The sequence below is a fragment of the Phycicoccus jejuensis genome, from assembly GCF_044797865.1.
GTDB lineage: Bacteria > Actinomycetota > Actinomycetes > Actinomycetales > Dermatophilaceae > Phycicoccus > Phycicoccus jejuensis.
In genome coordinates this window covers 127,250-143,733 of sequence record NZ_CP085209.1, presented here as the reverse complement: position 1 = coordinate 143,733, position 16,484 = coordinate 127,250, and the positions used below count along the sequence as shown (strand labels likewise).

At 74.8% G+C, this 16,484-nt stretch carries 16 protein-coding genes; 4 read left to right on the top strand and 12 right to left on the bottom strand.

Translation table 11 applies throughout. From position 1 onward, the window contains the following. The first annotated feature begins 51 nt into the window (after positions 1-51). Positions 52-1,194: a glutamate--cysteine ligase gene (locus tag LG324_RS00670; RefSeq protein WP_404350878.1), complete on the top strand. Its 1,143-nt coding sequence runs from the start codon at positions 52-54 to the stop codon at positions 1,192-1,194. Here LG324_RS00670 and LG324_RS00665 read toward each other — a convergent pair. The 10 genes from LG324_RS00665 to LG324_RS00620 form a co-directional block, all read right to left on the bottom strand. Further along, the gene (locus tag LG324_RS00665; RefSeq protein WP_404350876.1) at positions 1,184-1,840 is read right to left on the bottom strand and encodes an SDR family oxidoreductase; all 657 of its coding nucleotides are present in this window, start codon (positions 1,838-1,840) and stop codon (positions 1,184-1,186) included. The two genes, LG324_RS00670 and LG324_RS00665, sit on opposite strands and share 11 nt — an antisense overlap. A gap of 211 nt (positions 1,841-2,051) precedes the next feature. Further along, the gene (locus LG324_RS00660; protein WP_207022122.1) at positions 2,052-2,465 is read right to left on the bottom strand and encodes a hypothetical protein; all 414 of its coding nucleotides are present in this window, start codon (positions 2,463-2,465) and stop codon (positions 2,052-2,054) included. Beyond that, positions 2,462-3,202, bottom strand: coding sequence for a YqjF family protein (locus tag LG324_RS00655; protein WP_404350874.1), 741 nt, complete (start codon positions 3,200-3,202; stop codon positions 2,462-2,464). The genes LG324_RS00660 and LG324_RS00655 overlap by 4 nt, the downstream gene beginning before the upstream one ends. Before the next feature lie 83 nt (positions 3,203-3,285). Then, positions 3,286-3,483, bottom strand: a complete 198-nt coding sequence (locus LG324_RS00650) for a hypothetical protein (protein ID WP_030526219.1) — start codon at positions 3,481-3,483, stop codon at positions 3,286-3,288. A 100-nt stretch (positions 3,484-3,583) separates the two neighbouring features. Continuing rightward, positions 3,584-5,245 (bottom strand): glycerol-3-phosphate dehydrogenase/oxidase, encoded by a 1,662-nt coding sequence (locus LG324_RS00645; RefSeq protein ID WP_207022124.1) that lies wholly within the window; start codon positions 5,243-5,245, stop codon positions 3,584-3,586. Positions 5,246-5,352: 107 nt separating this feature from the next. Continuing rightward, complete coding sequence (locus tag LG324_RS00640; protein WP_404350871.1) at positions 5,353-6,252, bottom strand: NAD-dependent epimerase/dehydratase family protein; 900 nt, start codon at positions 6,250-6,252, stop codon at positions 5,353-5,355. A 130-nt stretch (positions 6,253-6,382) separates the two neighbouring features. Next, entirely contained in the window at positions 6,383-7,297 is a 915-nt protein-coding gene (locus tag LG324_RS00635) for an SDR family oxidoreductase (RefSeq protein ID WP_030526222.1), read from the bottom strand. An 82-nt stretch (positions 7,298-7,379) separates the two neighbouring features. Then, positions 7,380-7,790 carry a nitroreductase/quinone reductase family protein gene (locus tag LG324_RS00630; RefSeq protein ID WP_404350868.1) on the bottom strand — a complete coding sequence of 137 codons (411 nt, stop codon included), beginning with the start codon at positions 7,788-7,790 and terminating at the stop codon, positions 7,380-7,382. A 75-nt stretch (positions 7,791-7,865) separates the two neighbouring features. Continuing rightward, positions 7,866-8,276: a VOC family protein gene (locus LG324_RS00625; protein ID WP_030526224.1), complete on the bottom strand. Its 411-nt coding sequence runs from the start codon at positions 8,274-8,276 to the stop codon at positions 7,866-7,868. 63 nt (positions 8,277-8,339) lie between these two features. Beyond that, complete coding sequence (locus tag LG324_RS00620) at positions 8,340-9,737, bottom strand: DUF429 domain-containing protein (RefSeq protein WP_404350866.1); 1,398 nt, start codon at positions 9,735-9,737, stop codon at positions 8,340-8,342. A gap of 98 nt (positions 9,738-9,835) precedes the next feature. On the opposite strand from LG324_RS00620, the gene LG324_RS00615 reads away from it, so the two are divergent. Next, positions 9,836-10,888 carry an NAD(P)-dependent alcohol dehydrogenase gene (locus tag LG324_RS00615; RefSeq protein WP_404350864.1) on the top strand — a complete coding sequence of 351 codons (1,053 nt, stop codon included), beginning with the start codon at positions 9,836-9,838 and terminating at the stop codon, positions 10,886-10,888. Here LG324_RS00615 and LG324_RS00610 read toward each other — a convergent pair. Both LG324_RS00610 and LG324_RS00605 read right to left on the bottom strand, forming a co-directional pair. Beyond that, complete coding sequence (locus LG324_RS00610; RefSeq protein ID WP_404350862.1) at positions 10,839-12,479, bottom strand: hypothetical protein; 1,641 nt, start codon at positions 12,477-12,479, stop codon at positions 10,839-10,841. The two genes, LG324_RS00615 and LG324_RS00610, sit on opposite strands and share 50 nt — an antisense overlap. 173 nt (positions 12,480-12,652) lie before the next feature. Further along, a complete protein-coding gene (locus LG324_RS00605) occupies positions 12,653-14,029 on the bottom strand; it encodes a cation:dicarboxylate symporter family transporter (protein WP_404350860.1) in 1,377 nt (458 codons plus the stop codon). A 191-nt stretch (positions 14,030-14,220) separates the two neighbouring features. Here LG324_RS00605 and LG324_RS00600 point away from each other — a divergent pair, with 191 nt between their 5' ends. Together LG324_RS00600 and LG324_RS00595 are read left to right on the top strand one after the other, a co-directional pair. After that, positions 14,221-15,789 carry an ATP-binding protein gene (locus tag LG324_RS00600; protein WP_404350858.1) on the top strand — a complete coding sequence of 523 codons (1,569 nt, stop codon included), beginning with the start codon at positions 14,221-14,223 and terminating at the stop codon, positions 15,787-15,789. Further along, a complete protein-coding gene (locus tag LG324_RS00595) occupies positions 15,786-16,478 on the top strand; it encodes a response regulator (protein ID WP_404350856.1) in 693 nt (230 codons plus the stop codon). Before LG324_RS00600 ends, LG324_RS00595 begins: the two co-directional genes overlap by 4 nt. Positions 16,479-16,484 lie beyond the last annotated feature (6 nt).

The window sequence follows — 16,484 nt, the reverse complement described above, 5'->3', positions numbered from 1 at the left end:
CCCGCCCCGTAGGCTCGGGCACCAGTGCTCGACCACCGGAGGGACCCCCCGATGAGCCCCGACCGCACGTTCCACCCGTCCGCGGGCCGCACCCTCGGTGTCGAGTGGGAGCTCGGCCTCGTCGACCCCGACACCCTCGACCTCGTCTCGCGCGCCCCCGAGCTCATCGCGGCCCTCGACGACGGCGGGTCGCGCAGCGGGTCGGCCTCCGCCGGACGCTCGTCCGTCACGAACGAGCTGCTGACCAACACCCTCGAGATCGTCACCGGCATCTGCGACAACGCGGCCGCGGCGGCGGAGGACCTGCAGCACGGGCTCGACCAGGTCCGTCGGGCGGCCGACGAGCGCGGCCTCGCGCTGTTCGGCGGCGGCGCGCACCCCTTCAGCAGGTGGGAGGACCAGGAGGTCTCCTCCGGCGAGCGCTACGCGACGCTCATCGACCGCACCCAGTGGTGGGGCCGGCAGATGGTCATCTACGGCGTGCACGTCCACGTCGGCATCACGTCGGCGGCCAAGGTGTGGCCGCTCGTCAACGCGCTGCTCACCTACCACCCGCACCTCACGGCGCTCTCGGCGTCGTCACCGTTCACCGGCGGCGTCGACACCGGGTACGCGAGCAACCGCACGATGCTCTTCCAGCAGCTGCCGACCGCCGGCCTGCCCTTCCAGTTCGAGTCCTGGGCGCAGTACCGGACCTACCTCCACGACGTGTTCACGACGGGGGTCGTCGACGACGTCAGCGAGCTGCGCTGGGACATCCGGCCCTCGCTCGGCCTCGGCACCATCGAGGTGCGGGCGTGCGACGGGCTGTCGAGCCCCGCCGACGTCACGGCGATCGCGGCGCTCGTGCACTGCCTCGTCGTGCACCTCGAGGACCAGCTCGACGTCGGTCGGCTGCCGGCGCCGCTGCCACCCTGGCACGTGCAGGAGAACAAGTGGCGCGCAGCGCGGTACGGGCTCGAGGCCATCGTCATCGTCGATGCGGACAGCCGCGAGGTGCCGGTCGTCGACGACGTGCTCGAGCTCCTCGAGCGGCTGCAGCCGGTGGCGCGTCGGCTCGGCTGCGTCGGCGAGCTCGCGGGCGTCGAACGGCTCGCACGCGGTGGCGGGGGCTACACGCGGATGCGCGAGGCCGTGACCGCGGCGGACGGCGACCTGCGGGCCGCCGTCCGCGCCGCGCTCGTCAGCGGCTGACGGCGTCGAGCTCGTCGGCGACCGGGGTGTCGCCGGTGTTGAACTCGACGACCGCGTGCGCCGTGCCCGGGCGCGCGAGGACCTCGGCGATGACGAGGGCGACGTCGGCGCGCGGCACCGACCCCTTGCCCGCACCGGTGCGCGAGGTCTCGATGCGGCCGGTCGACGGGTCGTCGGTCAGGGCGCTGGGGCGGACGAGGGTCCACGCGAGACCCGAGGCCTGCAGGTGCTCGTCGGCCGCGGTCTTGGCGTCCGCGTAGGCGAAGAAGGCGTCGTCCTCCGGCACACCGTGGTCCGGCCCGGCGCCGTAGTACGACACCATGACGTAGCGCTCGACGCCGGCCTCGAGGGCGGCGTCCATCGTGCGGATGGCGGCGTCGCGGTCGACGGCGTAGGTGCGCTCGGGGTCACCGCCACCGGCGCCGGCGGACCAGACGACGGCGTCGAAGCCGCGGACGAGGTCGGCGAGCTCGGGGGTCGACATCGACTGCACGTCGGCGACCTTCGCGGTGGCGCCGTCGGCCTCGACGTCGGCCGTGTGCTCGGGGTTGCGGATCACCGCGGTGACCTCGTGGGAGCGCTCGGCGAGGAGGGGGGTCAGGTGGCGGGCGACCTTGCCGTGGCCGCCGATCGTGAGGATGCGCATGTCCGGGCCAACACCCGCGTCGGGGCCGCTGTTCCGGACCTTCGACAGCCCGGCCCATCCGGGGTCGAGTGCGGAAGCGGTCGCCGGGGCAGCCACGTGCGCCCTCGACCCCGGACGGGTCCGCGCAGACCTGGGGTCGAGTGCGGAAGCGGTCGCTGGGGCAGCCACTTGCGCCCTCGACTCCGGAAGGAGAGGGGAGGAGGGTCGCGGGTCAGGCGAGGGCGGCGACGGCGGCCACGAGCCCGGCGAGCGCCGTCACGGAGCGCGCGGCGTCGACGGCGCGCAGCCGCCGGGCGAGCGCCGGGGTGCGCCCCTCGCGCCCGAGCGCCCCGTGGGTGGGGGCGGCGAGGAGCGCGGTGAGGAGGAGCACGACCCCCTGGAGGGCGACCGCCAGCAGGACCGCGGGGGTGCGCGGCCCGGCGGCGACGACCCACGCGACGGCGCCGAGCACCGCGGCGTACGTCGGGACGACGAGGACGAGGACCCGGCGCGAGTGCCGGTCGTGGGCGGCGGCGAAGCGGTCGGCCGGCTGCTCGAGGAGGGTCGGGTAGGCGAGCGTGCTGACGGCCAGCTGGAACGCCGCGTGCCACGCGGCCACCGCGGCGAGGGCGACGAGCGGGGTCACCACCCGGTGGTCCGCAGCCGGCGGGGCATCCCGAACGCGGTCCGTGTGCCGGCCGAGTGCAGGACGCTGTCGGGCGGGCGCGCGGCGAGGTCGGCGAACCCGGCGGCCCCGAGCAGCTCGTCGTCGAGGTCGAGCAGCTCGGCCCGGCGCAGCGGCCACGGCGGGTGCTCGTTGGGGACCCACGCCGTCCGCCCGGCGACGCGCGTGTGCAGGCCGAAGCGTGCGGTGACGAACTCGGACACCGGGTCCGGCTCGGGCAGCTCCTCGCCGACGCGGACCCGCATCGTCGAGCGGGCGCCGCGTGGGCCGGGCAGCCGCCGCGTCGAGGTGTAGTGGACCTCGTCGCCGGAGCGCTCCATCCGCATCCGGGCCCACGTGTACGGCGTACCGAAGACGACGCGGGCGCCGACGGCGACGAGGGTGCGCTCGCACTCCAGCGACCCGAAGACCACGCCGTGCCGACCCTCGTCGTCGACGGAGTAGAAGCGGACGTTGGTCTCGAGGAAGTCGCCGAGCCACGGCACCGCCGGCCCGCGGCCGAAGCCGGCCCGGTGCATCCGGAAGGGGATGAGCCCGACGTACGTCACGCCGTCGAGGACGTCGGGGCGGGCACCGGCCGGCAGGAGCGGGGCGACGCGCTCGGGCTCCACCGCCCAGTGGACGAACGTGATGTCGCGCCACTGCTGGCGCATCGTCCGCGGGCCCGTCAGCGGGGGAGCCTCGACCCGTGCCTGCATGCTCCGAGTGTCGGTCGCGCGCAGGCCCGTCGGGCGGCTCGGTGGCACCGGCCGCCGGCCGCCGTCGAAGGAGCCGGCCGGCGTCAGTGCAGGCGGGAGCGCCGGCGACGCAGCTCGCGGACGACCGCCGCCTGCCGCCGGACGACGCGCAGGTCGCGCTCCGAGAGGCCGTGGCCGGCCCGGCCGCGCAGCGCGTCCTCGGTCGAGGCGAGCTCCGCGATGAGGTCGCGGACCGACGCGGTCGTGGGGGCGGTGGTCGGGAGCGGCGCCGTCGTCGTCATGCCTCCACCCTCGGGTGGGTGCCTCGGGACGGCCTCGGCCCCGACTGTGGGGTCGCTGTCAGGGCCGCGTCGGGCATCACCGGGAGGCGACGGGCAGGCCTCAGGCCGAGGTGCGGTCCTCGTCGGCCACGGTGTGCCGCTCGCGGTGGCGGGCGTCGAGGTACTCGGCCAGGCGCCGGTCGGCGTCGTCGCCGAAGAGGATCCGGGCGACCTCGCGCAGCCCCTCGGAGCCCTCGATGTCCTCGTCGCGCACGACGAGGTCGATCTTGGAGCGGCGGCGCATGAAGTCGTCGAGCGTGACGACCATCTCGTGCTGCGCGGCGGTGTAGAGCTCGGCGCGCAGGTAGTCGGCCGAGCCCATGACGTCCTCGCCCATCGACGGGTCGGCGCGGATGGCCTCGAGCAGGTCGAAGGCGCGCCGGCCGTAGCGGCGCCACAGCCGGTCGGTCAGCGGCTCGGTGTCGGGCTTGGTCCGCAGCGCGTCGAGGCGCATCAGCCGGGCCTGCCGGTAGAACTCGGCGCGGGTCTGCGCGGCGGGCTCGCCGTACCAGTTGCCGAGGTCCTTCTCGAGCGGGATGCCGAGACGCACGACCTCCTCCGCGACCTCCTCGCCGACGTTGAGGCAGTCCGTCAGCTTGCCGCCGAGGACCGTGACGACGCGCTGGTGGTCGTCGCGCTCGATCTCGTGCTTGCGCGACAGCGAGGTCCAGTCGGCCTGGTCCTGGTCGCCCGCGCCGCGGCTGACGACGAGGGGGCGCACGCCGCAGCGCTCGGCGATGACGTCGTCGGCGGTCAGCGGCTGCGCGAGGTCGAGGCGCTTGTTGATCTGCTCGAGGAGGAACTCGCGGTCCTCGTCGGTCACCTCGGTGTACGGGCTGTCGACCCGGGTGTCGGTCGTGCCGATGACCGAGCGGCGGCCCATCGGGATGACGTAGAAGAGGCGCTGGGTGTCGTCGAAGAACGCCAGCACGCGGTCGTGCTTGGTCGTCGTCAGGCGGGGGACGACGAGGTGGATGCCCTTGGAGTAGACGATCCGGTGCTCGGTGCGCAGGTCCCAGGACTCGTTGATCTCGTCGACGAACGGGCCGGCGGCGTTGACGACGACCCGCGCGGCGGTCGTCACCTCACGGCCGGTGTCGGTGTCGCGCAGGCGGCAGACCCAGCGGTCGCCGATGCGCTCGGCCGAGACGAGCTCGACGTAGTTGGCGACGGAGGCGCCGGCCTCGAGGGCGGAGCGGACGAAGGAGAAGACGAACCGGCTGTCGTTGTCGACGAGGAAGGCGTCGCGGTACTCGATGGCGCCGCGGACGTCGGTCGTGTCGATGGCCGGCTCCTGCTCCTTGACGTCGTCGGCGTCGTAGAGGTGCGGGCGCTTGGTGCCGAAGAGGCCGATGCCCCAGTAGGCCGTGGCCCCGAGGCCGGCGAACCACGGTGCGTACGGCGAACCGTGGTCGAGCGCCGCGAGGAAGCCGATCTCGCGGATGTTGTCGGGGTAGGCCTTCATCAGCCGGTTGCGGCTGCGGCACAGGCCGAAGACGAGCGGCAGCTCGTAGTTCTCGAGGTACTTGAAGCCGCCCCACACGAGGTTGGAGGACTCCTGGCTGACGAAGCCGCCGAAGTCGCCCCGGTCGATGAGCGCGACGGAGGCCCCACGGCCGGCCAGCGCCGCCGCGGAGACGGCGCCGTTGATGCCGGCGCCGACGACGAGGACGTCGAACAGGCCGCCGTCGATCCGCTCGATGTTCGCCGATCGCAGGCTCATGACCCCAGCGTAGGCGTCCCGCGGCGCGCACCGGCGCGGAGGTGGCGGGGCTGGACAGCGCCCGCCCCGCCCCGGCCCAACTCGCAATCAGTGGGGAGGTGCGGGGGTCAGCCGGCGCGGGGGTCGTCGAGGACGTCGCGCCAGGAGTGCTGCGGCTCGTAGCCGAGGAGGCGCTTGGCCTTGTCGATGCAGAAGAAGGTCTCGTGCTCGCCCATCTCGCGGCGGACCTCGACCCCGTCGTAGAACTGCTCGACGAGCTCGGCCGTCGTCGCGGCGACGGAGTGGTCGGCGTTGGCGATGTTGAAGACCTCGAAGCCGAGGCCGTCGGTGGCCAGGCAGCGGTCGATCGCCTGCGCGAGGTCGCGGACGTCGATGTAGGCGAAGATGTTGCGCCGCCGCTGGGCCGGGTCCTCGAGGAAGCCGGGGAACCGCTCCGCGTACTCGTGCGGCTCGATGACGTTGTTGATCCGCAGCCCGTAGACGTCGGCCCCGGTGCGGCGCTGCAGCGAGCGCGCCGTCGTCTCGTTGACGACCTTCGAGGTCGCGTAGGCGTCCTCGGGCACGGTCGGGTGCTCCTCGTCGACCGGCAGGTACTCGGGCTTGCGCTCGCCGCGCGCGAAGCAGATGCCGTAGGTGGTCTCGGACGAGGCGAAGACGACCTTGCGGATGCCGAGGATCGCGGCGGCCTCGAGGGCGTTCCACGTCGAGAGGACGTTGTTCGCGTAGGTCTCGTTGTCGGCCTTGAGCAGGATGGCGGGGACCGCGGCCAGGTGGACGATCGCGTCGTACGCCCGCTCCTGCGGCTCGTCGAGCTCGTCGAAGGAGGCGGGCATCCGCAGCGTGGAGAGCAGCTGCCCGAGGTCGGTCAGCTCGACGTCGAGGTCGGTGACGCCGTCGAGGCCGAGCGGGGCGCGGTCGAGGTTGGTGACGGTGTGGCCGTGCTCGACGAGGTACGGGACGACGTGGCGGCCGGCCTTGCCGCTGCCACCGGTGAGGAGGATGCGCATCCCGTCATCCTCACACCCCGACCGACGGGTTCGGCCCGCGTGCGCAGCCCGACCCGCTCCCGCCGCGAACGTGTGTCAAACCGCCGGGGAAGACCGGCGGTTTCACACGCGATCGCGAAAGGCGGGAGGGTCAGAGGGTGAAGGAGACGCCCGTCAGGTCCTCGGAGCGGTCGAAGAGGGTGCGGCCGAGGGTCGCGTCCTGCGCCCAGCGCGAGCGGCGGGCCTCGCCGACCGGCCCGCGGGTCTCGCCGATGCCGGTGGGGCCGGAGTAGGTGCCCCCGCCGGCGACCGTCGCGGCGTACAGCGGGCCCTCGGCGCCCTTCTCGGGGCCGGGGAAGAGCAGCCTGACGCCGAGCTGGCCGATCGTGCCGACGACGGGGATGGCCCCCATGCCGTCCTTGCTCGCGACGAGGTTGGTCGCGGAGACGCCGGGGTGGGCGGCGTTCGAGGTGAGCGCGACGCCGGCGGCGCGGGCGCGTCGCTCGAGCTCGTCGGCGAAGAGGAGGTTGGCCAGCTTGGAGCGGCCGTAGGTCGTCTGCGGGTCGTAGCCCTCGCGCGGGTTGCCCTCGCAGACCGCGCCGTCGCCCCGGTGGTGGGCGATCGAGGCCACGGTCGTCACCCGCGCGGCGGGCGCCTCGAGCAGGTGCGGCAGGAGGAGGCCCGTCAGCGCGAAGTGGCCGAGGTGGTTGGTGCCGAACTGCAGCTCGAAGCCGTCCTCGGTCTCGCGGTACCGGGGCGGGGTCATGACGCCGGCGTTGTTGAGCAGCAGGTCGAGCGGTCCGTCCCATCCCTCGGCGAACTCGCGGACAGACGCCTGCGAGGCGAGGTCGAGCCGGCGCACCGAGACCGCGCCGGGGGCGCCGGTGCGCCGGATGCGCTCGGCCGCCTGCTCGCCGGCCTGCGTGTTGCGCACGGCGAGGACGACGTCGGCGCCGTGCCGGGCGAGCTCGCGCGCCTCGACCAGCCCGATGCCGGAGTTCGCCCCGGTGACGACAGCGCGGCGTCCGGTGAGGTCGGGGATCTGCTCGAAGGTCCAGCGGCTCATGCGTGCTCCTCGGTGGTCGGCTCTCGGGGGGTCAGCGCGCGGGGCGCCGGCGGGGTTCCGCCGCCGGCGCCCCGCGGCGGGGTCAGCGGCGGCGCAGCTCGACGACGGGGATGACGCGCGTCGTCTTCTGCTCGTAGGACCGGAAGCCCTCGGACATCGCGGTGAAGCGGGCCCACGCGGCGTCGCGCTCCTCCGGCGGCAGCACCCGCGCGGTCACCGGCACCGTGCCGTCGTCCGGCGTCTCGATCTCGGTCTCCGGGTGGGCGCGCAGGTTGTGGAACCAGTCGGGGTTGTCCGGGGCGCCGGCCTTGGAGGCGGCGACGAGCCAGACGTCCTCCCCGTCACGGACGGTGGCGAGGGGCGAGACGCGCGCGAAGCCGGTGCGCGCCCCCACGTGGTGCAGCAGGACGAGGCCGCGGCCGAAGCCCATGGTTCGCACCGTGCCGCCGTTGCTGCGGAACTCGTCGATGATGCTCTGGTTCCAGTCGGCCACGATGGCCACCTCCTGCTGCGTCCGGGGCGGCGTACGCCCACGTGTCCGAGGCGATCAGCGACGCTGCGCGCGAGGCTATTCCGCGGGGCTCTTGGCGGCCTCGCGCTCCGCGCTGTTGCGCAGGATGCAGAACTCGTTGCCCTCCGGGTCGGCGAGGACGACCCAGCCGGTGCCCGGACCGTACTTGCCGCGCAGGTCGGCGACCTCCGTGGCACCGTGCGCGAGCAGGCGCGCGAGCTCGTCGTCGCGGCTGCCCTCGACCGGCTCGAGGTCGAGGTGGATGCGGTTCTTGACCGTCTTCTCCTCGGGGACCTCGATGAAGAGGATGCGGTGGGTGCGGTCGCGGCTGACGAGCATGCACTCCTCGTGGCCCGGCTCGTTGGGGTCGTCGGGCAGGTCGGTGTAGTCGAGGACGCCCTTCCACCACTCGGAGAGCTCGTAGGCGTTGCGGCAGTCGACGGAGGTGTGGGAGACGCGCGCGGTCATGCCGTCACCCTCCCACCGGCGGCGGGGGCGGGCCAACCGGGTTGCCGGCCGGGGTGACGGAGGTCAGACGTGGATGGCCGCCGGGATGCCGTCCGAGAAGACCTCCGGCGGGTCCGGGAGGCGCTCGGACTCGCCGGCCGCGTGACGGGCGGCGGTCCACGCGACGGCGCACGCGTCGAGGACGTCGTCGGCGGCGTAGCCGCGCCCCTCGAGCACCGACGGCCGGGCGATGCCGGCGGCCGCGAGCGCGTCGAGGCGGGCCCGGCGTCCCTCGTCGGTCTTCTTGTTGGGCCGCAGGGGGGCGCCGCGCATCCGGGCGAAGCAGACCTCCGGATGGACCTCGAGCACCTCGACGGTGGGTCGCGAGCGGACCCACGCGTCGACCTCGAGGATCTTCGCGCGCAGGGCGAAGGCCTGCGCCCCGACGCCCTGCCCGCTGAGCGCGCGGTTGACGGTGTCCGCGGCGGCGCGGTCGGGAGCGCCGTAGGCCTCGCGGGTCAGCGTGGTGAACACCGACGACGCCTTGCCCGGCAGCGCGTGGCGGGCCAGGGCGTCCGCGGCCCGGGTCGTGCTGTCGGGCAGGCCGATCGGGATGTCGATGCCGACGACCTGGACGTCGGCGACCTCGCGGACGGTCTCGACGAGCTCGGCGATCGTCGAGGCGACGACGACGCGCGGCCGGGGCGCGCCCGGCTCGAGCAGCGCGCCGACCCAGCCGGCCGGGCAGCCGTCGACGCCGAGGACCGGCACGTCGACCGTGACGGGTGGCGGGACCGTCGGCCCGGCCGGTGCGACGGGCTCGGCCGGCGCGAGGCCCTCGACCGCCCCGAGGACGAGGTCGAGGGTCACCTCGAACTCCGCCCCGAACGACCACCCGGGCCGCATCGTGTGGTCGCGGGCGAACTCGGTGAAGTGCGGGTAGGTCGCCGCCACCGCTTCGTCGATGATCTCGGCCTCGAGCTGCGCCAGCTCCTCCTGCCCGGCGAAGGGGAGCGAGAGCTCCTGGACCATGAAGCCGTAGAGGTGCGCGTCGACGAGCGCGAAGACGTGGCCGACCGCGGCGAGCGAGAAGCCCTGCGCGCGAAGGCATCCGATGACGGCGTCGTGGTGCGCGACGGCAGCGGGCCCGGGGGAGCGGCGCGCGTCCATCAGCCCGATCGCCCAGCGGTGGCGCAGCAGGGCCGCCCGGCCGGACACCGACCGGGCGCGCAGCTCCTGGCGCCAGGCGCCGCCCACGACCGGCGTGTGCAGCTCCGCGAAGACCGCGTCGACCATCGCGTCGAGGAGCGCGTCCTTGTTCGGCACGTGGTGGTAGAGCGACATCGCCTCGACCCCGAGCCGACCGGCGAGGGCCCGCATCGAGAGCGCGCCGAGGCCGTCGGCGTCGGCGAGGGCGACGGCCTCGGCCACGATGCGCTCGCGGCTGAGCGTGGGGCGGTCGGTGCGGGGGCGGGGCGGCACGGCGTTTCCGAGGGGTCCACGGGTGGGTCTTGCGCGATCTTACGTCGTAAGGCTACGGTGCGACGCATCCGCCGTTCTTACGTTGTAAGGGAGTAGCCGTGCGTGCCGTCGCCCAGGACCGCTTCGGGGGCACCGACCGCCTCCACCTCACCGACCGCCCCGACCCGGAGCCCGGCCGGGGGGAGGTGCTCGTGCGCGTCGCCGCCGCCGGCCTCGACCGCGGCACCGTGCACGTGATGACCGGGCGCCCGCTCCTGGCCCGCCTCGGCCTCGGCCTGCGCCGCCCGAGGTTCCCCGTGCCCGGCCGCGACCTCTGCGGCACCGTCGTCGCCCTCGGTCCCGGCGTCACGGGCGTGGAGGTCGGCGACCGCGTCGTCGGCACCGCCGACGGGTCGTGCGCCGAGCTCGCGGTCGTCCCGGTCCCGCGTCTCGCCGCGGCCCCCCGCACGCTGACCGACGAGGAGGCAGCCGCGCTCCCGGTCTCGGGCCTCACCGCCCTCCAGGCGCTGCGAGCCGCCGGTGTCGGGCCGGGGCAGCGCGTCCTCGTCGTCGGGGCGTCCGGTGGGGTCGGCACGTACGCCGTCCAGCTCGCCGTCGCCGCCGGCGCCCGCGTGACCGGGGTGTGCAGCCGGGCCAAGGCCGAGCTCGTCCGGGGGCTCGGGGCGGCGCACGTCGTCGCCCACGAGGAGGCCGACGTCGACGCCGAGGGCGTCCGCTACGACGCGGTCCTCGACATCGGCGGCCACCGGTCGCTGCGCACGCTGCGGGCGGTGCTCGCGCCCCGGGGCACGCTCGTCGTCGTCGGCAGCGAGGCACCCGGACGCTGGCTCGGGGGCCTCGAGCGGTCGGTGGGGGCGGCGCTGCTCTCGCCGTTCGTGCGCCAGCGCCTCGTGATGCACGTGTCCCGCGAGCGGGCCGCCGACCTCGCCGAGCTCGTCGGCCTCGTCGACGCCGGCGCGGTCCGGCCGGTCCTCGACCACGTCGTGCCCCTCGACGGGGTGGCGCGGGCCCTCGACCACGTCGCCGCCGGGCGCGCCCGGGGCAAGGTCGTCGTCCGCGTCGACGGGCGGTCGGACCGGGCAGGGTCGGCCGCGGCCGCCGTCAGCGAAGGGGGCGGACCGGGGTGGCCGTCAGCCTCGCCGAGACCTTGATCGTGGCGGAGGCCGCCGGCCACGCGGTCCCACCGCCGTCGACCGCCCGGACCGCGACGGTGTGCCGCCCGGACCACGTCGGACCCGACCACGAGGTCCCCGAGACCTGCTCGGTCCGCCCGTCGACCGTCACGGTGTAGCCACCCGAGGCGACGACGCCGGAGGGCGCCGTCCACGTGGCCTGCAGCGTCGAGCCGCTGACGGTGAGGGCGAGGTCGCGCGGGGCGACGCGCGAGCCGACGCGCAGCACGGCACCGGCCGCGGTCACCGACACCACGTCGACCCGGACACCCGTCGTCGCGTCCGTCACGGAGCCGCCCGGGAGCACCGGGGCGTCGGCGAACGAGGAGGTCGAGGGCTTGCCGTCGAGGAGCCAGCTCTGGTGCCCCGCACCGCGGTCGATGCGGAAGGTGACGCCCCGGACGGCCGGGTCCGTCGCCGCGAACGTGTCGAACGCCCCGGTGGTCGTGCGCAGCTCGGCGGTCAGCCACGACCCGTCCCGCCGCGGGATCCGCAGCTCGCGGTTCCCCGACGGCGTCTCGGACGGGACGATGCGCACGGTCCTCGCCTCGCCGGCGGGCACGGACACCGGCTTGACCTGGCCGAAGTGGACGCGGCCGGCCGCGGGGTGCAGGCGGGCATGGGTGTTGCCCATGACGGAGAACGGGTCCGCGTACTCCAGCACCGTCCCCGAGGGGTCGCTGCAGCCGGAGGGGGCCCCGAGGGTGACGTTCGTCGTCCCCGTCGTGCAGCGGTAGCCGGAGGCGTGGTGCTCACCGAAGTTGTGGCCGAGCTCGTGGGCGGTCACGAGCAGCGAGGGGGAGTCCTGGTTGATCCAGGACCAGGTGCCCGGCACCTCGGCGAGGCCGTCCCAGCCGCAGGAGGCCTGCCGCGGCACGACGACCATGATGTTCGTGTAGGCGGAGGTGTCGACCTTCGCGGCTCTGGCGGCGGCCTGTGCCTTCTCGCCCCACTCCCGGAAGTCGCAGCTCGACGGGTTGCTCCGGGTCACCGTGTAGGGGCCGACCGCGCGGCCGCCGACGGTCCACAGCCGGTCCGAGGACTCGGCGTAGAACGCCCGGACGCTCGAGGACGCGCCGAAGAGCCGCGCCGCGACGGTGCTCGGCGAGGCCGGCGCCTCGGACGGACGGTCGGCGAAGCGCAGGGAGATCGCGAGCACCGTGTAGGTGCGCTTCCCCGAGCCGGTGGGCAGGGCGAGCTCGGCGGTGCGGGAGGCCGTGCCCGAGGCGGCGAGGGCGGCGTCGGAGGTGCGCAGCGCCCCGGAGGCGGTCCGGGTGCCGCGGACGCTGACACGGGCCCCGACGAGGGGGTGCTCGTCCGTCGCCGTCACACCGGTCAGCGGGACGGGGCTGCCGGCCGTGCCGCCGGGGGTGACGGCGAGCGTCGTGCTCGTCGTGCCGCTGCTGAAGCCGTCGGCGACGAGGGCGGTCAGGGTGCCGCTCACGGTGGTCGGCCCGGTCCGCGCGCCGGGCGGGGCGGCGTGCACCGGGGCGGCGCCACCGCCGACGAGGGCCGCGGCGGACGCGGCCAGGGCCACGCCGAGGGCGAGCAGGCGGGGGCGCGGGGGCATGAGGGGTCCTGGAGGTCGGCGCGACGGGTTCACTCGCAGGGTAGGGACACCCGGGGACCGGCCGCTGCCCGTCCCGGGCGGGAAGGGCCGTCCGGCCGATGCCGGCACGGCGGAGGGCGGGCGGCCCCGTGGGGACCACCCGCCCTCCGGCGGTGCTGCTGGTGCGGCGGTGCTCAGCGCGCCGCGGGCTCGAGCTCCTCGGCGGCCGGCGGGGCCGTCTCGTGGTCGTCGATCATGCGGGCCTCGTCGAAGGGTCGCTGCCCGGCGAGCACGGCACTCATCTGCTCGCGGTCGATGGCGTTGGTCCACGTGCCGATGAGGACGGTCGCGACCGAGTTGCCCGCGAAGTTGGTCAGCGCGCGCGCCTCGCTCATGAGGCGGTCGATGCCGACGATGAAGCCGACGCCGTCGACGAGGTCGGGGCGGTGCGACTGGAGGCCGCCGGCGAGGGTCGCCAGGCCGGCGCCGGTGACACCCGCGGCGCCCTTGCTCGCGATGATCATGAAGACGAGCAGGCCGATCTGCTGGCCGATGCTGAACGGCTTGTCGAGCGCCTCGGCGATGAAGAGCGAGGCCATCGTCAGGTAGATCGCGGTGCCGTCGAGGTTGAAGGAGTAGCCGGTCGGGACGGTGATGCCGACGACCGGGCGGGAGACCCCGAGGTGCTCCATCTTGGCGATGAGCCGCGGCAGGGCCGACTCCGAGGACGAGGTCGAGAGGATGAGGAGGAACTCGCGGCCGAGGTACTTGAGGAGCGACCAGATGCCGACGCCCGCGACGACGCGGAGCATCGCCCCGAGCACACCGAAGACGAAGAGGAAGCACGTCGCGTAGAAGGCGACCATGATCAGGCCCAGGCTCTTGAGCGCGTCGAGGCCGGTGGCGCCGACGACCGCGGCCATCGCGCCGAACGCGCCGACGGGGGCGACCCACATGATCATCGCCATGAGGCGGAAGACGAGCTTCTCGAGGTGCCTGATGCCGCGCAGGACCGGCTCGCCGGCGGTGCCGAGCTTCTGCAGCGCGAAGCCGACGAGGATCGCGACGAGGAGGGTCTGCAGCACCGACCCGGAGGTGAGCGCCGAGACGAGGGTGTCGGGGACGAGGCCGAGGAGGAACTCGGTCGTCGACTCCGCCTCCGCCGAGACCTGCGACTGACCGGACTTCGCGAGCTCGTCGGTGAGGTTGAGCCCGGCGCCGGGCTGGACGATGTTGCCGACGACGAGGCCGATGGCCAGGGCGACGGTCGACATCGTGAGGAAGTAGCCGAGCGCGAGGCCGCCGACCTTGCCGACCTGCGCGGCGCGGCGCACCGACCCGATGCCGAGGACGATCGTCACGAAGATGATCGGGCTGATCATCATCTTGATGAGGTTGACGAAGAACGTCCCGAGCGGCTTGAGCTCCTTGCCGAACTCCGGGAAGAGGAAGCCCACGGCGATGCCGAGGAGCATCGCGACGATGACCGCGATGTAGAGGAAGTGCGTTCTGTCGCGGCGCTTCGGGGCGGCGGTGTCGCCACCCGGCGCTGCGGGCGCGGATGCAGTCATGGCGTGAACTCCTTTGTCCGACGCAGTGGGCCTGCGCTGTCGTCGTCGAGGGTGCTCGACGACGCGGCTATCGTCACCGTTGTGTACGCAAAGTTCACGCGGGAGCGCGGGCCCCGGTCGTGAGCCGGGCGGGCGAGGGTGCCCCGGGCCGACCCGCGCCGCCGGACGAGCCCGGGTCGCACGGGCTGAGCGTGGCGGGGCAGACGGCGCTGCTCGTCGTCGCCCTCGTCTTCGGGGTCATCGCGGCCGGGCTGGGGGCCGCCTACCTCCAGGCGCGCCAGGCGGTCACCGACCAGTCGACCGCACAGGTCCTCGCCGTCGCCCAGTCCGTCACCGCCGAGCCCGAGGTCGTCGACGCCGTCCGCGACGGCGACCCCGACGGCGTGCTCCAGCCGCTCGCGGAAGGGGTGCGGCGCAGCACCGGCACCGACTTCGTCGTCGTCATGAGCCCGAGCGGCATCCGGTACTCCCACCCGAACCCCGACCAGGTCGGGAAGCAGTTCGTCGGGCACATCGCCGCCGCGCGCGCCGGCGGGGAGGTCGTCGAGGACTACACGGGCACGCTCGGGCCGAGCCGGCGAGCGGTCGTGCCGGTGCGTGACGGGGCACGGGTCGTCGGGCTCGTCGCGGTCGGCATCGGCAAGCAGGCCGCGGACGAGCGGCTCGCCCGCGAGCTGCCGCCGCTGCTCGTCGCCGGCGTCGTGGCGGGCCTGCTCGCCGCGGTCGGCACCACGCTCATCACCCGGCGGGTGCGCCACCAGACCCGCGGGCTGCGGGCGGCCGAGCTCCAGGCGATGCACGACCACCACGACGCCGTCCTGCACTCGGTGACCGAAGGGCTCGTCCTCGTCGACCCCGGGGGCCGGGTGCGGCTGGCCAACGACGAGGCGCGCCGCCTGCTCGGGCTGCGCGAGGACCCCACCGGGCGCGACGTCGGCGAGCTCGGGCTCGCGCCACCGCTCGTCGCGGCGATGGCGGACCCCGACGTCCGCGAGGACGACCTGCACGTGACCGGCGGGCGGGTGCTCGTCCTCAACAAGGCGCGGGCGCGCCGCGACGGCGAGGACCTCGGCGCGGTCGTCACCGTCCGCGACCGCACGGACCTCGAGGAGCTGACCGGCGAGCTCGGTGCGGCGCGGGGGCTGGCCGAGGCGCTGCGCTCGCAGGCGCACGAGTCGGGCAACCGGCTGCACACCATGGTCTCGCTCATCGAGCTCGGGCACCCCGACCGCGCCGTCGAGTTCGCGACCGACGAGCTCGAGCGGGCGCAGCGGCTCACCGACGTGGTCGTCACCGGCGTCGAGGACCCGACGCTGTCGGCGCTGCTGCTCGGCAAGGCCGCCGAGGCCCACGAGCGCGGGGTCGAGCTCGTCGTCGACCCCGGGCTGCGCTGGCCCGCGGACGTCGCGCCGGCCCGCGACGTCGTCACCGTCGTCGGCAACCTCGTCGACAACGCGATCGACGCCGTCACCGGGGTCGAGGGCGTCCGGCGGGTGACCCTCGGGGCCCACGACCTCGGCGACGGGGTCGAGCTCGTCGTCGCGGACACCGGCCCGGGCATCCCGTCGGCGCTGCGCGAGCGGGTGCTCGAGCGCGGCTTCTCGACGAAGTCGGTCGACGGGCCGGCCGGGTCGCGCGGCATCGGGCTGGCGCTCGTCGCCGACACCGTGCAGCGGCTCGGGGGCACGCTGCGCATCGACGAGCCGCCTGGGGCGACCGTCACGGTGCGCCTGCCCGTGCGCGCGGGGGTGGACGGGTGAGCGCGGCCGAGCAGCCCATCCGCGTGCTCGTCGTCGAGGACGAGCCGGTGGCGGCGCAGGCCCACGCGACGTACGTCGGCCGCCTCGAGGGGTTCGTCGTGTCGGGGACGGTGCACACGGCCCGCGACGCCCTGCAGCACCTCGGGAGCCGCGCGGTCGACCTCGTGCTCCTCGACATGGGGCTGCCGGACCTGCCGGGGCTCGACGTCGTCCGGGCGATGCGGGCCGGCGGGCACCGGGCCGACGTCGTGGCGGTCACCTCGGCGCGTGACCTCGAGATGGTGCGCGCCGCCGTGTCGCTCGGGGTCGTCCAGTACGTCCTCAAGCCCTTCGTCTTCGGCACCCTCCGCGACCGGCTCGAGGCCTACCGCGCCTACCGGGCGGAGGCGTCGGGCGGCGTCGAGGCCGACACGCAGGCCGAGGTCGACACCCTCTTCTCGCGGCTGCGGCCCGCCGGTGGGTCGGCGGTGCCCAAGGGCATGACCGAGGACCTCCTCGCGCGCACGTCCGTCGCCCTGCGCGAGGCCGGGGGGCCGTGCTCGGCGGCCGAGCTCGGCGAGCGGCTCGGCGTCAGCCGGGTGACGGCGCGCCGGTACGGCGAGCACCTCGTGACTGCCGGGCGGGCGGCCCGCGGCAACCGCTACGCCGGCACCGGGCGCCCCGAGGTCACCTACGAGTGGACCGGCTGACCCCAC

What these genes read in the sequence shown, in the direction of transcription:
- LG324_RS00665 (WP_404350876.1), bottom strand. Translation starts at nt 1,840, where the DNA reads ATGCGCATCCTCACGATCGGCGGCCACGGCAAGGTCGCCCGCCACCTG.
- LG324_RS00640 (WP_404350871.1), bottom strand. Translation starts at nt 6,252, where the DNA reads ATGCGCATCCTCCTCACCGGTGGCAGCGGCAAGGCCGGCCGCCACGTC.
- LG324_RS00605 (WP_404350860.1), bottom strand. Translation starts at nt 14,029, where the DNA reads ATGACTGCATCCGCGCCCGCAGCGCCGGGTGGCGACACCGCCGCCCCG.
- LG324_RS00650 (WP_030526219.1), bottom strand. Translation starts at nt 3,483, where the DNA reads ATGACGACGACGGCGCCGCTCCCGACCACCGCCCCCACGACCGCGTCG.
- LG324_RS00655 (WP_404350874.1), bottom strand. Translation starts at nt 3,202, where the DNA reads ATGCAGGCACGGGTCGAGGCTCCCCCGCTGACGGGCCCGCGGACGATG.
- LG324_RS00670 (WP_404350878.1), top strand. Translation starts at nt 52, where the DNA reads ATGAGCCCCGACCGCACGTTCCACCCGTCCGCGGGCCGCACCCTCGGT.
- LG324_RS00645 (WP_207022124.1), bottom strand. Translation starts at nt 5,245, where the DNA reads ATGAGCCTGCGATCGGCGAACATCGAGCGGATCGACGGCGGCCTGTTC.
- LG324_RS00610 (WP_404350862.1), bottom strand. Translation starts at nt 12,479, where the DNA reads ATGCCCCCGCGCCCCCGCCTGCTCGCCCTCGGCGTGGCCCTGGCCGCG.
- LG324_RS00635 (WP_030526222.1), bottom strand. Translation starts at nt 7,297, where the DNA reads ATGAGCCGCTGGACCTTCGAGCAGATCCCCGACCTCACCGGACGCCGC.
- LG324_RS00625 (WP_030526224.1), bottom strand. Translation starts at nt 8,276, where the DNA reads ATGACCGCGCGCGTCTCCCACACCTCCGTCGACTGCCGCAACGCCTAC.